The organism is Kurthia populi (assembly GCF_042686175.1).
Classification (GTDB): Bacteria; Bacillota; Bacilli; order Bacillales_A; family Planococcaceae; genus Kurthia; species Kurthia populi.
The window spans coordinates 14,077-34,594 of the sequence record NZ_JBHUOR010000125.1 but is presented as its reverse complement, the minus strand read 5'-3'; the positions used below and the strand labels follow the sequence as shown (position 1 = coordinate 34,594).

Genomic DNA, 20,518 nt, shown 5'->3' with positions numbered 1-20,518 from the left:
TACTACCGCCCAACCATTATAAAGGATTTTTTTGTGTTTGAATTATATTACAGAAAATTCAGTTTATTCAAAGGTGTTAATTTATTTTAATGCGACGCTAGTGAATTAACATATTTTGCAAATTTTATACAAACGAGGTGATAGGTAATGCTTACATTTTTAGTCATGACCATTTTCGTTGTAATGAGTCCCGGTTTAGATACTGCACTGATCACAAAACGAACAATCAGTAACGGTGCAAGAGATGGCTTTCAAATGGCACTTGGCTTTACAGCCGGATCACTCATTCATACGATTGCTGTAACAATTGGATTGTCTGCATTACTAATGCAGTCTGCCTTAGCATTTGGCATAATCAAATGGGTTGGTGCTGTGTATTTAATTTATTTAGGTGTAAAAGCATTATTGGCTAAGAAAGCGATTCCTACAGTTGCTACTACCACCGCTCCTACGAAAAAACAGCATAGTGCTTTTTTAGAGGCTTTTTTATCAAATGTTTTAAATCCAAAGGTTATTGTATTTTTTCTAACGTTTTTACCACAATTTATTACAGACGATCGACATGCAACAAGAGATTTTTTATTAATGGGTAGCACCTATGCTGTTTGCACCGTCATTTGGTTTTCACTTTATGTGATTTGCCTCTATTATATCCGCGAATGGCTATTATCGCCGACTGTTCAACTGTGGATGGAGCGCGCAACTGGTGTTGTGTTAATCGGCTTTGGCTTGAAACTTTTATTCACAAAATCAAAAGCCGTTTAATATCGTGATAAGCTCACTTAAATGGTGAATTTCATACGTTGGGGCCGCTTCCGAATGATTTGCTTTATAATTTGGGTTAAACCAGCACGTATCAATGCCGTAATGTTGTCCACCTTTAATATCCGATGTAAGCGAATCTCCTATCATTAAAACAGTATCTTTATTGTTAATTTGAAGTGTATTAAAAGCATAATCAAAAATTGCTCGGCTAGGCTTTTGATGGCCAACTGTTTCAGAAATGATGAGCTCTTCAAATTTATTAGCAAATGGACTCAAAGCAATTCTAGCTTGTTGCACACGCTCAAATCCATTTGAAACAGCAGCTATACGAATATCTTGAAGTTCCTCAAATAAAGCAACAGCTCCTTCTATTAAAAACGGCTGTTCACCTAAAAAGCGTAGGTACGTATCATTAAATTGCTGTGCATCTAATGACAGTTTATGCATCTTAAATAATTGATGAAAACGTTCATTTCCTAATTGTGTTAGTGAAATTTGTTGCTGCTCTAACTGTTGCCATAAGCCGTTACTGACAGATTGATAGTCGTGTAAATAGTCAGGTGCACGTAAACCATATTCTTTAAACACTTGTGTAAAGGCGGCTTTCTCCGCAGTTTGGAAATCAAAAATTGTATCATCTAAATCAAATAATAAGACATCATAGTGTTGTTTCATCTATTTACCACCATTCTTTACAGATGAACTTACTATATCATGAATGAGGAGACATTATATGAAAAATAAAACCGTACAACAATTTGTCGAAACCTATCATCTATATGAAGATGATGCAATTCAACAAATACAACTTCAACATCGCTTTTCGCTCGTCAAAGCATTTAATTTACAGCCTGGTATGCGTATTTTAGAAATTGGCTGTGGACAAGGTGATACAACGATGGCCCTCGCACATATTGTTGGTGATAGTGGTTTTGTGAAGGCAATTGACATTGCAAGTGGTGATTACGGTGCACCTATGACATTACAGGAAGCCCATGAAAATATTAAGAAGTCTCCTTTAGGATCCCGCATTGAATTTCAATTAGAGACAGATTTTTTATCACTCGATACTACTGAGCAATATGATGCCATTGTTTTCTCACATTGCTCTTGGTATTTCCACGATGAAGCGCAATTACTTCAGTATTTTGAACATACTCGCTCTATGACTAGTCAACTTTGCTTTGCGGAATGGGATACAACCTATCATACGCATGAACAGAGCAGTCATTTTTTTGCTGTTACTATTTTGGCGTTATTTTCACAATATGTTGATAATGATGGAAATATTCAAGCCATTTTCACAAAAAAACATATTCAAAAACTCTTAAAGCAAGCGAATTTTACAAATTGTACACTCACAGAAGTAGATGCAAGCTATCTACAAGATGGTGCATGGGAACAAGATTATGCTAATAGTATTCAATCAGAATTTTCAGACGCTCCCCCGTTAATTCAAACACTATTAGATGCCTTATACGACAATATGAATACGGTCCAACAGCCGCAATCACTTAATAGTTTTGTAATTATTGCACGATAACACCTCGATTGTTGAGGTGTTTTTTTCTATTATTAGAAACCACTACTTTCTAATCTGTATTCAGTATGAAGGAAGGTAAGGAATTGCTCAAAGTATGATTTTTCATTTTTCTCTATACTATTTACAAAAAAACTGCGATAACTAAGAAATTAACCATCATTAATGGCCGATTTCTCAGTTATCGCAGATTCCTTATTTTTTCACGTTCGAGTATACTGTGTCTATTAACGTTTATTAAGTTTTCGATATTGACTTGGTGATTGCTGCATCACCTTTTTAAAGACACGACTAAAGTAGAAGTTATCTTGATAGCCAACCGCCTCTGCTACCTCTGCAATCGTTAAATCGGTAATCGCTAATAATTCTTTCGCCTTTGATACACGATAATGCATTAAATACTGTACAGGTGTCATGCCCGTAATTTTTTCAAAAAGATACGCGATACGGCGACGATCGATGTTAAACATATCCGCCACCTCGCTAATAAAAATTTCTTCTTCATAATGAGAGTGGAAATAATCAATAATTTTCGTTACTTGTTGCAACGTGAAATTATATTGACTATTTCTTGCGCCATTTAGAATTTCTTTCATTAAACTCATAAAAATGACCTTTAGCTCAAATTGAGAGAAGTGGTCTGGATTCATATTTTTATGTAATAACTGCTCGATAATTTTTAAAATATCCTCCATATTATCTAACTCAATCGAAAAATGCTTATCAATAAAACCTTTGAATTTATCGTCTGCTTCAATAACTTCATAGTGAATAACCGCATAAACCCACTCTGTATCATATGTTTTTATTTTAATATTCATATCTCTACCGGCATGAACAATCGTATGCTGATCGATATGGTACGGTACACCGTCTAATGAAAAACGCGCATTTCCTTTTAAAGGAATAATAAATCCACATACGTCAGATGCTGTTTTTCGGTTCGAATCAAGCTTTCCAGAAGGCAATGTCGTTTGAAAAGCATTACGAAATTCAATTGTAGATGTTGCAAAATATTCGATTAGTTCATTTGTTTGTATAGTCATACGTACCTCCTAAAACAAAAAGCTACGACAAATGCGTGATTATTCGCTTTGTCGCAACTTCAGCTACATGTCTGTTATTTAACTTCGTACATAGCCACATCAACATTAATAATAAATTCTGGGCGTTCTTTCCCCTTATTATTGCGATGGCCGGCAATGTGCTCAGGGCTCTTTTCCCAAGCCTTCCATGCATCCTCAGATTCCCAGCGAATAACGACAATTACTTCTTCTTCACCGCGACGCACTTTTTTCTGTAATACCGTTTTATCAATAAAACCTTCTCGGCCTTCAACAGGTGCTTTTTGTGTTGTAAATTTTTCAACTAATTGATGAGCATTTCCTTCTGTAACTGTAAAACGACGCATTTGAACTAACATGAAATCTTCCTCTCCGGTATATGTATATTTTCTATTTTAATCAAAAAAATACCATTTAGTCAATGAAAATGAGAATCATTCTTAATTATTTTTTTATAATCGAGCGAAATGCTCGACTCATCGTTGTCGGTACAATCGATGCATGGTTCTCATCTGGTGCCACATAATACACTGCTTCTGACGCTGCTAACTTATCAATAAACTGCTTGCTTTCTGTTACCATGAAGGTTTCATGCTCACCCACAGCCATAAATAGTGAGCGCTGATTTTCTATACTTTTTTGATCAATAAAGCGTAGTAATTCCATATCATTCCACCAGATAGATGGGCTAATCGCTAAATAATGTGTAAATGCCTCATGCTGCTTCAAATAACACCAAATAGCAAAATAACCACCTAAAGAATGTCCATATAATGTTTCTTGTTCACGGTTAGTAGCAAATTTCTCATAAATTTTTGGCTTTAATTCTTGTTGTAAAAATGCGAAAAACTGCTCTGCGCCACCATAATTTTTTGTATCCATATGCTTACCCTTCGTGCGTTCTGGAAAAACATATTGTTCAGCTGGCCCAGTAAAATCATAAAAGCGACGCGTTCTTACATCTTCCTCCTGATGACTAATCGCTACGATGATAGAAGGTTGTACGAACGTTTTTGGATGGTTTCTTGATTGTAGCTTTACGATATTTTTTGCGAAATCAAAATACCAACCGCCATCTAATAAATAAATAACCGGAAACCCTTCTTCAGGAACTGCTCCGTCCGGAACATATACATGAATCGTATAACAATAATTCGTAAATGCTGATTGTAACTTAAATGATTGATCCATCATTAAAACCTCTCTTTTCTTGTCACTGTGCCTATACATTACTATGTATGAACATACAAATCCACTTTACAATTTACAATTTTTTCATTGCAATATTATAGAAATCCATATTTTTAATTAAAAAAAGTCCATATTTTAATTACTAAATTTAATAAGAAATCCTTTAATATAGTCATTCTTGTACTGTTTGTTAATTATTTACCACTTTTAAGTCCATACTTTCATGTGCAAACCTCTATTCATTTCTCATTCATCCTTTGATAGGATTATAACCGTAGTTGAGAATCAATTTCATTTAATCGGAGGTACATAATCATGAAAAAATATTGGAAAATGGGTGCCGCAGCACTTTTTGCACTATCACTTGCAGCTTGTGGATCAGCAGCAGAGGACACAAATAAATCAGATGACACAAAAACAGAAGCTTCTTCTGAATCGGATGCAAAAGAACTTAAAATCAATTATTTAGGTAAAGATTACACATTTGATGCACCAGTAAAAAATATTGTTGCAGCAAGTATGGAATCAATGGAAGATTCAGTAGCACTAGGTATTAAACCAGTTGGTGTACTTGAAGTCGGTGGTGCAATTCCTGAATACTTACAAGAAGGTTTAGAAGGTGCTGAACTAATCGGTAACAAAATGGCTCCTAATAACGAAAAAATCTTATCATTAGACCCAGATGCCATTATCGGTACAGATAAATGGGCTGAAGATGTATTATCAAAAATGAATAAATTGGCAACAACACTTCCATACTCTCACTTCTCTGATGACTGGAAAGATAACTTAAATGCGTTAGCAACATTAAGTGGTACAGAAGATAAAGCGAAAGAAATCATCGAAGGCTATGAAAAAGATTCTGCAGCGTTAAAAGAAGAAGTTCAAGCTTCTGACGTAAAAGATAAATCAGTATTAATGATTCGTATCCGCGGTGGTATCATGTACGTTTATCCAGAAAACGTTTACTTTAACCCAATTTTATACACAGAACTTGGCTTAAAAGCTCCTGATGTTGTAACAAAAGCGGAAGCTCAAGCAGAAATTTCACTTGAATCATTATCTGAAGTAAACCCTGACTATATCTACTTAGAATTTGATGAAAGCGAAAATGCAGATGCAAAAGACGCGCTAGCTGACGTTCAAAAAGACCCAATTTTCAAAGCATTAACAGCAGCTAAAGAAGATCAAGTATTCGTAAATGAAATCGCACCACTTGCTGAAGGTGGTACTGCTTGGTCTAAAACAAACTTCTTAGATGTACTTGAAAAAACTTTAGTAAAATAAGATACGATTGCGGACGATAGAGTCTTAAATAGTACCTCACAAAAACCGCGCTCCTGCGCGTTTTTTGTGTTTCTATCGCCCTTTCAGAAGATAGGTGTGTAGATTGAAACAGTCATCAAAAATCCAAAAAATCATTATGATCGTTGCACCAATTTTAATCGTTGCCGTAACTTTTATTTCGATTATTTATGGCACAAAAGATATTAGCTTACATACAATTTGGCAATCGATTGTGAATTTTGATAAGAGTGACCCAGATCACCAAATTATTCGCTCCAATCGAATTCCTCGAGCCATCGCCGTACTATGTGTCGGGGCCTTTTTAGCAGTGGCCGGCGCAATTATGCAAGGGATTACACGAAACTACCTAGCATCTCCGTCATTAATGGGCGTCAATGATGGTTCGGCATTTGTCATTACCCTTGCAGTTGTATTCATTCCTGGACTAGCGAATTATCAAATGATTCTTTTATCTATTGCTGGGTCAGCAATGGGTGCTGCACTTGTATTTGGCTTTGGCTCGCTTATTCGAAATGGGTTATCCCCTGTTCGACTTGCGATTATTGGGACCGTTATTGGGACATTTTTAAGTAGTCTAGCCACAGCAATTGCGATGTATTTCCAAGTTTCACAAACCATTGCGGCTTGGTATAACACAAAAATTCATACCGTTAATATGGACATGTTACTTATGTCGATACCATTTGGTGCAGTTGGACTTGTGCTAGCACTTATTTGTGCACGAGCGATTACGATTACATCACTTGGTGAAGATATTGCAACTGGACTTGGTCAAAAAACAAAAGCAATTCGTTACTTATCAATGTTTGCGGTTGTGTTACTTACAGGTACATCCGTCGCATTAGTCGGAAAAATTGCGTTTGTTGGGCTTGTTATCCCACATATCGTACGCTTTATTGTCGGCATTGATTACCGAAATATTATTCCTTGCTCGATTTTAATCGGTGCCTTGTTCTTAAGTTTATGTGACCTAGTTAGTCGCTATCTTAACTTTCCATTCGAAACCCCAATTGGCGTAGTAACCGCCTTTATTGGGATTCCGTTCTTCCTCTATTTAATTCGTTCTCGAGGAGGTCAACGTCATGCCTAAAAATAAAGAGAATCATATTTGGCTTAAAGCAACCATTCTTTTCGTCATTATCTTTTTAAGTTTTTATTTACATGTTACAAATGGGATGTTTGATATGACCATTCCAGACGTTGTCAAAACGTTATTTGGCATGGGTGACAATCCAAAATTTAGCCTCGTTATTTTTGAATTTCGGCTACCTCGTATTGTCATCGCCATCCTCGTTGGGGTTGGTCTTGCCATTGCAGGATGTGTACTGCAAGGTATAACGAAAAATGATTTAGCTGATCCTGGGATTTTAGGGATTAATGCGGGTGCTGGTGCTGCTGTTTCATTCTTCATGCTTGTATTCCAATTTAATGCTTCTCGTTCAGATGGTTCTGAATGGTTGAAAATTATGTCAATGCCACTATTTGGACTTGTCGGCGGGGTATTAGCAGCAGGAATTATTTTCGCCTTTGCTTATAAACATGGGCGCCTCGATGTAGAGCGTCTACTGTTAACAGGTATTGCGATTAATAGCGGCTTCGGTGCATTAGCACTTTACTTAACATTAAAAATGAGTGAAAAAGATTTCGAAATTGCGGCACTTTGGCAAGCCGGAACGATTTACAATGCGAACTGGGCATTTATCGTTGCTATGCTTCCTTGGCTAATCATTCTCGGCATCTATATTTACCGTAAAAAATATTTACTTGATTATTTCCAATTAGAAGAAAGCACCATTGTTAGTTTAGGTATTAATTTAGAGCGTGAGAAAATTAAAATGCTCCTTGCAAGTGTTGGGATTGTCAGTGCCTGCGTATCCGTATCCGGTAGCATTGGTTTCATCGGTTTAATGGCGCCACATATTGCGCGACAAATCGTTGGGATTCGCCACCGCTTCGTCGTACCATTTAGTGCCTTAATCGGTGCCGCACTTTTATTACTTTCAGACTTTATCGCGAAAACGATTTTCGCACCATCAGAACTTGCAGTAGGTGTTGTTGTATCGATTATTGGTATTCCTTACTTCCTATACTTACTTGTCAAAGCGCGCTAATGAGGAGGAATCAGCATGCAAACAGCCTTTCGTATTGAAGAATTAACTGCAGGCTATGAAAACAATACTATTTTTGAAAACTTAAATGCCTCGATTGAATATGGAAAGATTACAACAATTATCGGACCGAATGGCTGTGGGAAATCAACGTTGTTGAAAACCATTGGTCGTATTTTGAAAAAAGAGCATGGTCATGTTTATTTACAAGACCAGGATATGCAAAAGCTTTCGACAAAAGACATCGCAAAACGTCTAGCGATTTTAGCACAATCTCCATCCGCGCCTCCTCAGCTTAAAGTAGGCGAATTGATTTCATACGGACGTTATCCACACCGTAAAAATGTCAATCGCTTAACGCCTGAGGACCATGAAATGATTGATTGGGCGATGGAAGTTACACAAACTGCCGAATTTGCCGATCGTGAATTGTCTCAATTATCAGGTGGTCAACGTCAGCGCGTGTGGCTGGCGATGGCACTTGCTCAAAAAACAGATATTTTATTATTAGATGAACCAACTACTTACTTAGATATGGCCCATCAAATCGAAGTATTAAAAATCGTGCAGAAAATCAATAAAGAGCATGGTTGTACAATTGTGATGGTGCTCCATGAAATCAATCAAGCTGCTCGTTTCTCAGATACCATTTTAGCAATGAAAGCTGGTGAAGTACTTGCGAATGGAAAGCCGAAAGAAATTATGACAGCTGCTTATTTAGAGAAAATCTTCAACATTCAAGCGAAAATTGTAGATGATGACGGGACACCTGTTTGTTTGTCATACGATACGATTTAACGAAAAGAACCGCGATTATGCGGTTCTTTTTTTGCTTAGCTCTCATTGGTTCTATTTTTCCTGCTAATGTGGTTCTTTTATTCTTTTATTTTGTCCCTCATAATATGACTACGAGTCATTTTTTAATTAAATAGAGAATGGGGTTGATTATTTTTGAGCGAAATTTCGTTGAAGCGACAACTCTCTGGTTTTGAGCTGACCATTTTTGGACTAGCCCTGATGGCGCCTGTCACCGTCTTTACGACATATGGCATTGCGGCAGAAGTGACGGACGGACGTGTGCCATTTGCTTATTTATTTGCGGCAATTGCGCTATCGTTCACCGCTTATAGCTATGCACAAATGGTAAAGGCTTTTCCCATTTCGGGTTCTGCCTATACCTATGTACAGCACGCCTTCAATTCAAAAGCAGGTTTTCTCGTCGGTTGGGCGTTACTGACCGATTATATGCTACTTCCGATGGTCAATTATTTAGTCGCCAGTATTTTTTTGACATCTGTATTCCCTGGTATCCCGGCATTTATTTGGATTTTACTCTTGGTCGTTCTCAATACTTTCATTAATATTCGAGGAACTAAAATGGCATCCTGGGTTAATACCCTACTACTAACGTATGCCTTTGTCGTCATTCTGTTATTTATTATTTTAAGTATTCGCTTTGTGTTATCGCAAGAAACTGCCTTATTCACCGTGACACCTTTCCTAAATGATGGCTTTAATATAGGCTTACTGATGGCTGGTGCATCACTATTATGCTTCTCTTATTTAGGGTTTGATTCTATTACGACATTAGCAGAAGAAGTTGTGGATCCAAAACAGACAATTCCACGTGCCATTTTTATTATTATTTGTGTCGGCACATTGGCCTTTGTTGGCGTTTCCTATTTTGCGACACTTATCCAACCTAATTATCAGAATTTTTCAAATTTAGATGCCTCAGGAATTGAACTTGTAGCAATGGTTGGCGGTAATTTATTTGTATCACTTTTTTTAGGTGGTATGCTCATCGGTTGTTTCGCTTCCGGGCTTGCAGCGCAATCGAGTGCATCACGCGTTCTTTATGCAATGGGTCGTGATGGCATGCTCCCTAAGGCATTTAGTAAATTACATCCAACCTATCAAACACCTGTCTTTAACTTATTACTCATTGCTGCACTCTCAATGCTTTCGGTTGTGATGACTTTATCGATGGCCACCGCCTTTATTAATTTTGGTGCGATGATTGCATTTTTATTCGTTAATTTATCCGTTATTGGACATTACTACGTTCGTCAAAAAAGACGTTCCCTAAAAGAAACGCTCCTTTACTTCATTTTGCCAGCATGTGGTGCATTATTTGTCTTTTATTTAATCATTAATTTAAATAAGTATTCTTTAGTTTTAGGGGTTATTTGGGGCGCAATTGGCGTCGTATATTTATTTTATTTAATTAAAATTAAGGGCATGAAAACTATTGATATGTCCTTTAACGAGGAGGCAAAATCATGAATTACGTATTAAAAAGTCAACATATTTTCACAGGATTAAAGGAATTTACAGAACCAGGTGCTATCTTAATAGAAGATTCTCTTATCAAACAAGTAGCCCCTTCTATTGAGGAATTAACATTACGTGGCGATGAGCAGATTATTGATTTGGGTGAACAATTAATTACACCTGGCTTACATGATTTCCATGTGCATTTATTTACAGGTGCCTTACAACTTGTATGTGTGGACTTACATGATACAAAATCTGCTGATGAAGTCATCCAAAAGGTGAAAAATTATGCAGCAAATCATACAAAGGCGTGGATTATTGGCTTTGGCTGGGATAACGGTGGCTGGAAAGTGGATACACTGCCAACAAAGGAAATGCTCGATGAACATTTTCCAAATCGCCCGGTATTACTCAATCATTTAGAATGCCATTACTGCTGGGTGAATAGTGCTGCACTAGAGCTTGCAGAAATTACAGCAACGACAAAAAATCCAGACTTTGGAGAAATTGTACGTGCTTCTAACGGAGAAGCTACAGGAATTTTAATTGAAAAAGCACAGGATTTAGTGCAAAAAATTGCCTATTCTTTCAGCGAAGAGGAAAAACTGGCGATGTTGCATGCATTTTTTGATTTAACAGCTCGTTCAGGGATTACATCCATTAACGATATGTATGCCCCGTTCTCAGAGTTTTTAGATGATTTTTCATTGCTGTTTCAATTAGAAAAGGAGCAAAAGCTAAAGGCGCGCGTTTACTTACAGCCACGTATGGATGGAGATTTAACGGAAGCACATCACTTCAAACAGCTTTATCAGCATCCAAAAATTAAAATGAATGGCTTAAAGCAATTTGTAGATGGTGTGATTACTGGGCACACGGCCTATATGGTCGAGCCTTATGCAGATGCGAATCATGCGGGCATGACAACGTATGATTTAAAGGCGATGAAAAAATGGATTATTGAGGCAGATAAAGAAGGCTTTAGTGTGCGCCTTCATGCAATTGGCGATGGTGCGGTGAAATTTTCATTAGATGCCTTTGAAGAAGCGCGCCGTATCAACGGTCATATGGGCACGCGTCATACAATTGAGCATGTTGAGTGTATTCAACCAGAAGATATTACTCGCTTTAAAAAGTTAGACGTCATTGCCTCTGTACAACCCTATCATATCGCGGCACTTGAGCAAAAGGTGTATTTAGAACGTCTAGGAGAAGAGCGTTTCAACCGTACCTATTTCTCAAAAACTTTATTAAATTCGGGGGCAAAAGTGGCTTTTGGAAGTGATTTCCCAGTTGTGAGCATGGATCCAATGCGTGAAATCTATCATGCGGTGACACGAATGGACAGCACATATCGTCAGCAATGGGGGCCAGATGAAAAAATAACAATGGCTGAGACATTACGTGCCTATACACAAGTTCCTGCATATGGCTGCTTTAATGAAGACAAAGGAGGCACGATTGAAGCCGGCAAATACGCTGATATTGTCGCATTTGACCGCAATCTTTTTAGCATTGCACCAAAAGATATTTTAACGACAAAAGTAAGCATGACTATGCTAAACGGAGATATCATTTTTGAGCGAAAACCAGCTTCCTCATTGACATAACTGTATATCCATGAGATAATTAATATCTTGCTGATTTTGTATGGCATTTTATGAGTATTTTTGAAGATACTTATTCATTCTGGCGCAACCACGGAGTTGCAGAGACGCGAAAGCAGGTAGGGTTCGCGTTGCTTAAGTTAGAAAATAATCCAATGAAAATTACCGCGGTCTATAATTTTTTTAAATAAATTCTCCCGATGATGGGATCGATACAACTTAGAAAATTAGCAATAAAAAGAGGGCTCCTAGATGATTCTAGGGGCCCTCGTCCAATTTCTAAATCTTTTTTATAAAAATTTGAACCCGTTTCCGCTTTTTTTGCGACAATTAAGTAACACCCTATAAGAAAGGAGGCTACGCGATGCAATTACGTGAAATTATGACTACATACGGCGAAGCGTGTATACGCTTTGCTTATCTTTATACGAAGGACTGGAATGCTGCAGAGGAAGTCGTGCAAGATGTTTTTCTAGCTTATGCCAATCAGCATGAGGCTTTTCGCGGGGACAGTTCACTCAAAACATATTTATTAAAAATTACCGCAAATAAAAGTAAAGATTATTTACGGAAAAAGAAACGCTGGGGCTGGCTTTCCTTTGAAGAGCCTCCAGAAAAAGTGACTATCTCTAGTGAACGCCTACTCGAGCGCGAAGAGGAACAACAAGAACTTTTGCAAGCACTCCACCGAATTCCATTAAAATATCGTGAAGTCCTCATTCTCTACTATTATGAGGAAATGAATACAACGGATATCGCAGCGCTCTTACAATGCTCGAAAAATACAATTAAAACGCGCTTAATTCGTGGGCGCAATCAGCTAAAAGCACAGCTAAAGGATAATGACTGGGAGGTGTTAATGAATGAAGAATTTTAAACAACAGCTTGATCATGAAATGGGGCCCGTTGAAAAACGATTTACACCGGCGATGCAAGAGCGCATCATGCAAAAAATCAATGAGCCTACGCCGAAAAAAATGGCTTGGCCGTATGTCATGATAATGGTTGCCACGACTATCATGATGCTGCTTCTGAGTGTGCTCATCATGTTTCCTGCTACACAGCCGGCATCTACTGCAACCTCTCCTCTTGCGGCACCGATTAAATCATTCCATATCAATTCGGAGCCCGAAGAAGACTTTTTCGTCAGTACATCGTTATTTTCACTAGGAACACCGATTGTGCTAAATAAAGAAAAAATAGCGATGATGCAGATGCTATTATCACATGCACAAAAAACAGATGACAAAATCGATGAAGAGACACTTTATGCGGATATTACCGTAGCGTATGATACGGGTAAAGAGCGTTCACTTCGCCTCTACAGTGAAGATGATGCGCACTACCTCCTTTATGATGTGCACACGCATGAAACATTCGCCGGCGTATCGCCAAAATCATTAGATGAATTTATTGATACGCATATGCCTTTTGAATATATCTTCATACTGCTTGGTCTTTTTTTCCTTCTATTATTTGTAGCCAATCGAATCGTGTCAAAACGATTTGGTATCGTGAAAAGAAACCAAAAAGCCGTTAGCAAAAAACAATCCTGGATACTTGTTGCCCTTTGTCTATTTACAAGCTTCTATACAGCATTTAGTGCCGAAAAAAATATCTTCGTTTATTTAATAGCCTATAGTACCTTCGTGGCCATTGATTTCTATTTCGAATACCGCTATGCACGCGAGGATCGTCGTTATATTTTATCGGTCAATCTCTCTATCATGCTGTGCCTTTTCTTCATAGCAATTTATATTATCCCTTTATTTCTATAAACAAAAAGAGACTGGGACAAAACACGTCATTTTCTTTTTTTAGCGTTCGCAACGAAAAACCGGAACCGCGCCACCGCGCGATTCCGGTTTTTCTTATGCTCATATGAGAGGTGATTTCTACACGTATGTCAAAACCTCTTTTTTTATGTTAATGCGAAATATCTGAAACACCCATACCTGTATTAGCCTTTACCGTAATTTCGTCAAAGACATCATCGTTTTCTTCCTTCTTCGAAAGCATCGAGCCTATATAGCCTGCAAGGAAGCCAAGTGGTACAGTAATAATCGCCGGATTCGTTAATGGGAATAATGCTTCTCCAACGAAGATGGCTGTTCCTTCTAGGTTCCATACATTCGGACTCAGTGCGCCAAGTACAAGACAGCTGACTAAGCCCGTTATTGTTGCAGCAATCGCCCCGGTCGATGTGAATCGCTTCCAGTAGATTGTGTATAAAATAACCGGTAAATTTGCAGATGCTGCAATACAAAATGCAAATGACACTAAGAATGACACATTTAATGACTGCGCGCCTAATGCTAATAAAATAGAGCAAGCAGCTAATACAATGGAACCAACACGTGCCGCAAGCATTTGTTGTTTCTCTGTTAATTGGCCTTTTTTCAAAATTTCACCGTATAAATCATGTGAAATAGCAGATGCGCCTGTTAATACTAAACCCGATACAACAGCTAAAATCGTTGCGAATGCTACTGCACAAATGAATGATAATAGCACATTGCCACCTAAGTATTCGGCTAGTAGCGGTGCAGCTAAGTTCCCTGCAGCATTGGCTGCCATAATATCTTTTACACCAACGAATGCGGCAGCACCAAAGCCTAAGAAAATTGTTAATGTGAAGAAAATACTTGTAATCCAAGTTGTCCAAGAAATTGATGTACGTGCTGTACGCGCATCTTTTACAGTGAAGAAGCGCATTAGAATGTGAGGAAGACCACCTGTACCAAGTACTAAAGCAATTAACATCGAAATTGAATCAAAACCATTCGTATACTTTACACCTGAATTCAAGAAATTATCGCCATGCTCTGTTGCCTGTGAAACCTTATCGAACATGTTAATAATACTGTAGTCAAAGTGGCGTAGTACTAAGAATGACATTAAGCCTGTACCGAAAAGTAATAAGCAAGCTTTAATAATTTGCACCCAGCTTGTCGCGCCCATGCCACCGAATAATACATAAATCGTCATCATGATACCAACGATTAACACAGCAATCCAGTAGTCGATACCGAATAATAATTGAATCAATGCCCCAGCACCTACAAGCTGTGCAATCATATATAAAATAACGATGGTAATGGTGCTCAGTGCCGCGGCAGCACGAACACGTTTTTCGTTAAAGCGAGCAGTGATCATATCCGCTAAGGTGTAACGGCCTAAGTTACGAAGCGGCTCTGCAATAATGTATAATACAACTAAATTCGCTACTACATACCCTACAGAGAAGAAAAATCCGTCAAATCCCGATAATGCGATGGCGCCTGATACCCCTAAAAATGCGGCCGCCGATAAGTAATCCCCTGAAATGGCTAACCCATTTTGCCAGCCTTTTAACCCTCCACCAGCCGTATAGAAATCGCTTGCTGAAGACGTTTTCTTTGCTGCAAGATAGGTTACAAATAATGTTAATCCAACAATACCTAAGAAGAAACTAATCGTTACAATGTTCATAAGCCAAATCCCCCTTGATGTATGAAACTACTTGCTGTCTCCATACTCTTTCATAATTTTTTCTACCTCTTTATCAAACTTACCTGCGCGGTATTTGTACACCTCACATAACACAATCGTCATCACAAATAGTGACAGTGAATACACCCAAACCCATGTGATTTTTCCGATTACTCGATGTTCTAATACAGATGTGAAAGATGTTAAAACAGGTAGCATAATATAGGCAATTAAAAATAAAATAGTTGTTGAGAATAAGAATTTCTTTTTCTTTTTAACTAATAACTTAAAAGAATCCATTTGCGCAATTTCTCTATACACCTGGCGTTCCTTCTCTTTTTCATTCGCTAACACCGGCTCCCCAACCGTTGTTTTCGGCTGTTTTTCAACAGAAATATCCATTTGATTAGCCATTTATAAAACCCCCTTCAATGCTGAAAATTCTACTTAGATGATAAAATTTTCTGTTTTAGTAATGTTCTGTAAACCTATTGTATGTGCACTGTTATGCAAAAGCAACAAGTTTTTCTAATCACTTTTTCCTTAAATGGAAAATAAAACCTTATGAAAAATATAAAAATAACGAACTAGAAAACTCTGATTTTCTAGCTAATATAAATCGTTTTCGCAAAATTAACAGAATATTCACTTTTTAAAAAGAAAATAGAGACATAGAGTACTTAAATTAGTATTTTAAAAGAAAATAAACGATTGAAACAGATTTTCTTAATTATATATTAGTATAATTAAAAATTCATAAAAATTTTTCTTTGTGTACTATAACAAAAATAGAAATAATACACAATTCGTATGGTAGGCTTGAATTTTCAAGTCTTCTTTTATCTCATTCAAATAATAATAACGCTTTTATTCTTTCTAAAAATCGGGAATATACTCTATAAAGGAGCTGATTTTTTGTCAATTTTAACAGAAGCCCGTCAAGAACTCATTGATTATATAACACAGTTACCGATTGATTCATTGAATACAGCTATTGATAAGGATTCCTGGACAGTGTTACAAGTCGTTGAACATTTAGCTTTAATGGAGGAAGATGTCAGCACTGTATTAAAGGATGCCATTTTAAAGCGTGAATTCATCGAAGAGGTCCGTCAAAAACCCATTCATTTAACAACCGATCGCACACAAAAATTCAGTGCGCCTGACAAATGGCAACCAAAGCAAGAAACCTATTCATTAGAAGAAGTACTGCATCATTTAGAAAAAAGTCGAGAATCCTTAAACAATGCCTTTGCCCATGCTAACGATGCAGATTTAGAGCATGTTGTCGCTAAAAACGATGCATTTGGCGCACTTTCACTTGCACAATGGTCTGATTTTATTGGCTACCATGAGCAACGCCATTTAGCACAGATTAAAGAAATCATTGCCGCAATTTCATAAAGAAAAGCCGAAATCGTATATCCTACGATTTCGGCTTTTTTAAGAAAGGGTGTTTCAGATGACTCTACGTGTATCAGCAATCGACTTTATCGAACAGAATCTCCAGCATACACATTATGAAGGGATGCATTTTTCGGATGCTGACTTTTCAAATGCACAGTTTCAATATGCCATGCTAAAAAACATTACATTTGAGCACATTAATTTTTCAGGTGCTTCATTTGATTATGCCTATTTTGAGCAAGTCCAATTCAAAAATTGTCAATTTGATGATGCAACTTTCCATGAAGCCTTATTACAAGACGTCCAATTTCATGACGTAACTTATAAAGAGCTTGCGTTACATGATGCCACATTAAGGCATGTTTCTTTTGCCCAGCCGGCAATCAAACGCTTATTGCCCATTATTATTACCGTCGTCATTATCATGCTGATTTGGCAAGTTCTATTTCAAAGCTTATAACTCAGCAATTAATGCTCGTACAATCTCCATATCAACATCCTTTGTTAAATGTGCGGGTGTCCATGGCACATAAATATGTGGCTGAATGCCATCCTTTGAAGCCAGCTCACTGTCCTCATTGATTTTTGACATACTATAATTTAAAGAAACATCACCAAAATCAACGGTCACAACATTACATGTCGCCATAATTCCCATTGTTGGTCGTCCTACAATGGTTACTTTTGGCGATTTTTTTGCGTATGCCACAAACGTTTCCCCTGAGCTACCACAGTAATAATCCGTTAAAATATAAATTGCTGGCGGCGTTGCTTTTCCTTCTACCGTAAAATCCAATTCTTCTTCCACTTCTATCATGCCCTGATCACGATGCTGTTCCAATAAAAACATTTCACGGTCAAGCATTCGTTCAATTTCCTGATTCATCCCTGGCTCTATATAATCTTCAAGCAGTGCCATCATCAGCGCACAATTACGTGCAGTATAATTGGTAAACATCGTATCCTTGCCCTGCAATTCTTTTGCGGTATAATCGCGGTCAAAAACTAAATCTAGTAATGGAAAATAAAATGCATCATTACCGCCATAATTTTCACGTACATCAATAATCAAGTGCTTCGCGGCAGCGATTTCCTGTTCATATGTCTTTAGTATTTCACGCACGCCATATTCCTGTGCAAAATCGGTAAATTTCATATAAAATGTTTCCCTCGTTAATGCCTTCGCTGCATACGTTGGTTGATAGCGTTGTCTAGCATAAGTCGTCAACACCATTTCCATTGCCACGCCACGCTGTTCAACGGTAATTGTTCGCGCGCGCATTAAAACGTTATTCCATTTTTGGCGTTCTACTTTATCATGCAGTAGCTGTAAGGCATATTTTTTAGATAGTTCTTCAATGGAAAGCCCATCAATTGCGATAATTTTATCACCTGTATGTAAGCGTGTTTCTTGAGAAGCTTCTATTATATAGAGTACATCCTCATGACGACGTACACGAAAACCAATATTCGGTCGCACACTATTTTTAACGCTCAAATAAAGATGCTCATCTTTAAACGTTGCCAAATAACCTTCTACCACTCGAACAAACGCCTCATCACTCATTTGATTTGTTACTTTCGGTAGTGATGTTTGCACTACTGCTGAATTCCCAGCATAATCCTCTAGCATAATTTTTTTAATTTCTTTAAAGACACTTTCCTTCGTCCACATAGTCATTCCTCCAAAAAAAGAGCCCCCCTAAAAGCGGCTCTTTTCTCTACTGTCGCTACACTAAAACGTAGCATGTTTTATAAAACGCGTCAAACATTGTAAAAAAGACTAATAATATTTTAATCTGCATTACGAACTAATGCATAATTCTGACCTCAAAGAGCTTCCCATGGCTCCTTTATCACCTGGCACAATTGGTCAATCTCTTCTTTTAATTGCGTTACAAATAAAAATCAACTGCATTTTGTATATTCTGTACAATCAATCCAGCCATATCTACTTTCATGATAATCAACCGACTAATACCCTAATTTCACTATCATTATTATACTTTAAAGCTACTAATTTCCTCATTTAGACGCTGTGCACTTAAGCTTAAATCTTGTGCCACTTCACTCACTTGAACCATTGTTGAAATTTGCTCGCCCATCGCATTCACAATGACCTCAATACTACCAGCAGTTTGTTGTGTACCTGAAGAAATCTCCTTAACAGAAGCAGATACTTGTTCAGCACCAGCAGATAATTGTTCTGCCGTTGCCGATACATCTTCGATTTGTGAAGTCATCGTATTAATAGCCTCTGAAATTGTTGCAAATGATGTCCCCGCATCTACAATAATTTGTACACCATCTTGTACCGAAACAAGTGAATTCTCAACAGCTTTTTCAACATTTTTCGTATCTGCTTTAATTTCCTGTGTCAATGCAACAATCAAATTTGCCGATTCCTTCGATTGATCAGCTAATTTACTTACCTCTTCTGCTACAACCGCAAATCCCTTACCATGTTCACCCGCACGCGCTGCTTCAATCGAGGCATTCAGTGCTAGTAAATTTGTTTGATCTGTAATTTCTGTAATAACACCTGTGATTTTTTCAATCTCTTCGGTTTGTTTAGCTAGTTTATCAACAAGCTGATTTACTAAACTTGTTGAATTGCTAATGACATCCATTTGTGATTTTGCTTGTCCTAAAATAGATACACCATTTGTTGAAATCCCTCTCGCATTTGTCGATGCATGATTTAACGTTTGGACAGCTTCTGCAATTCGGTGAACTCCCTGCGCTGTTTCATCTGTTGCGATGGCACTTTCATTTGCCGCTTTTGCTGAACCCTCCGTTACCTTTGAAGTAGTTGCTACTTGTGATGAAATGTTTTCATTTGTCGCAGTTACTTCTTCCGTGCTAGCAGATAATTCTTCCGCTGCTGCAGATAAATGCTCTGCATTACTTTGAATATTTTGAATGAGTCGACGCAGATTTTCTTTCATCGTATTTACACTCGTTGTTAAAATACCAATTTCATCCTTTGATTTGTAATTGATATCTTCTTGTGATAAATCTCCGTTTGATACAATTTCTACAGCTTTTGTTACTTGTTGAAGTGGCCTTGTAATCGTACGCTTAATCATCATCATAAGGAAAATCCCAATAAGAATACTGACGACAACACTAATAATTGCTATCATTTTTGTAAATGCAATAGCATCATTTGTTGCCGCTCGCGCTTCCCCTAATTTTTTATTTTGATAATCAATCATCATTTTCGCTTCTGTCAAAATAGCACCATTTGTTATCGTTAATTTTTCATTAACGATACGACTAGCTTCTTTTAAATTATCATTTTCGACAGCTTTAATAAGTTCTTCGAGCTGTCCATTAAATAAATCATTACTTTCATTCATTTTCGCCCACGATTCTTTCATCTCTTTAGAAATTAATAAGCCCTTAATTTCTAAAATATCTTCATCTAAAATCTTCGCACTGTCTTTTAATTCCTGCATTGTCTTTTCATTATTATTTAAAATAACTGCTCGTGCATACAGTCCTTGTTGGAATATGCCCTTTTGCACTTCCTCTGCTAATTGTAACTGTTGAACACGGCTACCTAGAGCAAGTTCTGATTGTTCACGAATAGATGCTAAGTTAATTAGTGTAATAATGACTGACGCAATCATTAATCCAATAATTACAGAGAAGGCCATATTTAATTTCTTTCGTACATTCATTACAAATCACCTACCTTTGAATTATCTAACACTTTAACTATTTACCCATAAATAAATAATAATATGTGACTTTCATAATATTTATTCAAAAAAT

General features: G+C 37.3%; 20 protein-coding genes. 12 read left to right on the top strand and 8 right to left on the bottom strand.

What is annotated here, in order from left to right; genetic code table 11:
* The first annotated feature begins 147 nt into the window (after window positions 1–147).
* Window positions 148–765, top strand: a complete 618-nt coding sequence (locus ACFSY7_RS14625; protein ID WP_380148336.1) for a LysE family translocator — start codon at window positions 148–150, stop codon at window positions 763–765.
* Here ACFSY7_RS14625 and ACFSY7_RS14620 read toward each other — a convergent pair.
* The gene (locus ACFSY7_RS14620; protein ID WP_380148335.1) at window positions 751–1,440 is read right to left on the bottom strand and encodes a YjjG family noncanonical pyrimidine nucleotidase; all 690 of its coding nucleotides are present in this window, start codon (window positions 1,438–1,440) and stop codon (window positions 751–753) included. The genes ACFSY7_RS14625 and ACFSY7_RS14620 overlap by 15 nt on opposite strands.
* A 58-nt stretch (window positions 1,441–1,498) precedes the next feature.
* Between ACFSY7_RS14620 and ACFSY7_RS14615 the strand changes: the two genes are divergently transcribed.
* Window positions 1,499–2,308 (top strand): SAM-dependent methyltransferase, encoded by an 810-nt coding sequence (locus tag ACFSY7_RS14615; RefSeq protein ID WP_380148334.1) that lies wholly within the window; start codon window positions 1,499–1,501, stop codon window positions 2,306–2,308.
* A 224-nt stretch (window positions 2,309–2,532) separates the two neighbouring features.
* Here ACFSY7_RS14615 and ACFSY7_RS14610 read toward each other — a convergent pair whose 3' ends face one another.
* From ACFSY7_RS14610 to ACFSY7_RS14600, 3 genes are all read right to left on the bottom strand, one after another.
* On the bottom strand, window positions 2,533–3,351 hold the full coding sequence (locus tag ACFSY7_RS14610; RefSeq protein WP_126989737.1) for a helix-turn-helix domain-containing protein: 819 nt from the start codon (window positions 3,349–3,351) through the stop codon (window positions 2,533–2,535).
* A 74-nt stretch (window positions 3,352–3,425) separates the two neighbouring features.
* On the bottom strand, window positions 3,426–3,728 hold the full coding sequence (locus ACFSY7_RS14605) for an antibiotic biosynthesis monooxygenase family protein (RefSeq protein ID WP_126989738.1): 303 nt from the start codon (window positions 3,726–3,728) through the stop codon (window positions 3,426–3,428).
* A gap of 85 nt (window positions 3,729–3,813) precedes the next feature.
* Complete coding sequence (locus tag ACFSY7_RS14600; protein WP_380148333.1) at window positions 3,814–4,560, bottom strand: alpha/beta hydrolase; 747 nt, start codon at window positions 4,558–4,560, stop codon at window positions 3,814–3,816.
* A gap of 315 nt (window positions 4,561–4,875) precedes the next feature.
* Between ACFSY7_RS14600 and ACFSY7_RS14595 the strand changes: the two genes are divergently transcribed.
* The 8 genes from ACFSY7_RS14595 (at window position 4,876) to ACFSY7_RS14560 (ending at window position 13,638) form a co-directional block, all read left to right on the top strand.
* The gene (locus tag ACFSY7_RS14595; protein ID WP_380148332.1) at window positions 4,876–5,847 is read left to right on the top strand and encodes an ABC transporter substrate-binding protein; all 972 of its coding nucleotides are present in this window, start codon (window positions 4,876–4,878) and stop codon (window positions 5,845–5,847) included.
* Window positions 5,848–5,950: 103 nt separating this feature from the next.
* The gene (locus ACFSY7_RS14590) at window positions 5,951–6,958 is read left to right on the top strand and encodes a FecCD family ABC transporter permease (protein ID WP_186439628.1); all 1,008 of its coding nucleotides are present in this window, start codon (window positions 5,951–5,953) and stop codon (window positions 6,956–6,958) included.
* Window positions 6,951–7,979 carry a FecCD family ABC transporter permease gene (locus tag ACFSY7_RS14585; RefSeq protein ID WP_126989741.1) on the top strand — a complete coding sequence of 343 codons (1,029 nt, stop codon included), beginning with the start codon at window positions 6,951–6,953 and terminating at the stop codon, window positions 7,977–7,979. Before ACFSY7_RS14590 ends, ACFSY7_RS14585 begins: the two co-directional genes overlap by 8 nt.
* A gap of 15 nt (window positions 7,980–7,994) precedes the next feature.
* Window positions 7,995–8,774 (top strand): ABC transporter ATP-binding protein, encoded by a 780-nt coding sequence (locus ACFSY7_RS14580; RefSeq protein WP_126989742.1) that lies wholly within the window; start codon window positions 7,995–7,997, stop codon window positions 8,772–8,774.
* A 153-nt stretch (window positions 8,775–8,927) separates the two neighbouring features.
* Window positions 8,928–10,262: an APC family permease gene (locus tag ACFSY7_RS14575; RefSeq protein WP_380148331.1), complete on the top strand. Its 1,335-nt coding sequence runs from the start codon at window positions 8,928–8,930 to the stop codon at window positions 10,260–10,262.
* Window positions 10,259–11,863, top strand: a complete 1,605-nt coding sequence (locus tag ACFSY7_RS14570; protein WP_380148330.1) for an amidohydrolase — start codon at window positions 10,259–10,261, stop codon at window positions 11,861–11,863. Before ACFSY7_RS14575 ends, ACFSY7_RS14570 begins: the two co-directional genes overlap by 4 nt.
* A gap of 361 nt (window positions 11,864–12,224) precedes the next feature.
* Window positions 12,225–12,737: an RNA polymerase sigma factor gene (locus tag ACFSY7_RS14565; protein WP_380148329.1), complete on the top strand. Its 513-nt coding sequence runs from the start codon at window positions 12,225–12,227 to the stop codon at window positions 12,735–12,737.
* Complete coding sequence (locus ACFSY7_RS14560; RefSeq protein WP_380148328.1) at window positions 12,724–13,638, top strand: DUF4181 domain-containing protein; 915 nt, start codon at window positions 12,724–12,726, stop codon at window positions 13,636–13,638. The genes ACFSY7_RS14565 and ACFSY7_RS14560 overlap by 14 nt, the downstream gene beginning before the upstream one ends.
* 148 nt (window positions 13,639–13,786) lie before the next feature.
* Here ACFSY7_RS14560 and ACFSY7_RS14555 read toward each other — a convergent pair whose 3' ends face one another.
* Together ACFSY7_RS14555 and ACFSY7_RS14550 are read right to left on the bottom strand one after the other, a co-directional pair.
* Window positions 13,787–15,331, bottom strand: a complete 1,545-nt coding sequence (locus tag ACFSY7_RS14555; protein WP_380148327.1) for a solute symporter family protein — start codon at window positions 15,329–15,331, stop codon at window positions 13,787–13,789.
* Between the two features lie 27 nt (window positions 15,332–15,358).
* Complete coding sequence (locus tag ACFSY7_RS14550) at window positions 15,359–15,745, bottom strand: DUF485 domain-containing protein (RefSeq protein WP_380148326.1); 387 nt, start codon at window positions 15,743–15,745, stop codon at window positions 15,359–15,361.
* Between the two features lie 501 nt (window positions 15,746–16,246).
* Here ACFSY7_RS14550 and ACFSY7_RS14545 point away from each other — a divergent pair.
* Together ACFSY7_RS14545 and ACFSY7_RS14540 are read left to right on the top strand one after the other, a co-directional pair.
* Window positions 16,247–16,735 carry a DinB family protein gene (locus tag ACFSY7_RS14545; protein WP_380148325.1) on the top strand — a complete coding sequence of 163 codons (489 nt, stop codon included), beginning with the start codon at window positions 16,247–16,249 and terminating at the stop codon, window positions 16,733–16,735.
* Between the two features lie 58 nt (window positions 16,736–16,793).
* On the top strand, window positions 16,794–17,198 hold the full coding sequence (locus ACFSY7_RS14540; RefSeq protein ID WP_380148324.1) for a pentapeptide repeat-containing protein: 405 nt from the start codon (window positions 16,794–16,796) through the stop codon (window positions 17,196–17,198).
* Here ACFSY7_RS14540 and ACFSY7_RS14535 read toward each other — a convergent pair.
* Together ACFSY7_RS14535 and ACFSY7_RS14530 are read right to left on the bottom strand one after the other, a co-directional pair.
* Window positions 17,193–18,413: a S41 family peptidase gene (locus tag ACFSY7_RS14535; RefSeq protein ID WP_380148323.1), complete on the bottom strand. Its 1,221-nt coding sequence runs from the start codon at window positions 18,411–18,413 to the stop codon at window positions 17,193–17,195. The genes ACFSY7_RS14540 and ACFSY7_RS14535 overlap by 6 nt on opposite strands.
* A gap of 325 nt (window positions 18,414–18,738) precedes the next feature.
* Window positions 18,739–20,424, bottom strand: coding sequence for a methyl-accepting chemotaxis protein (locus tag ACFSY7_RS14530; protein WP_380148322.1), 1,686 nt, complete (start codon window positions 20,422–20,424; stop codon window positions 18,739–18,741).
* Between the last annotated feature and the right edge of the window lie 94 nt (window positions 20,425–20,518).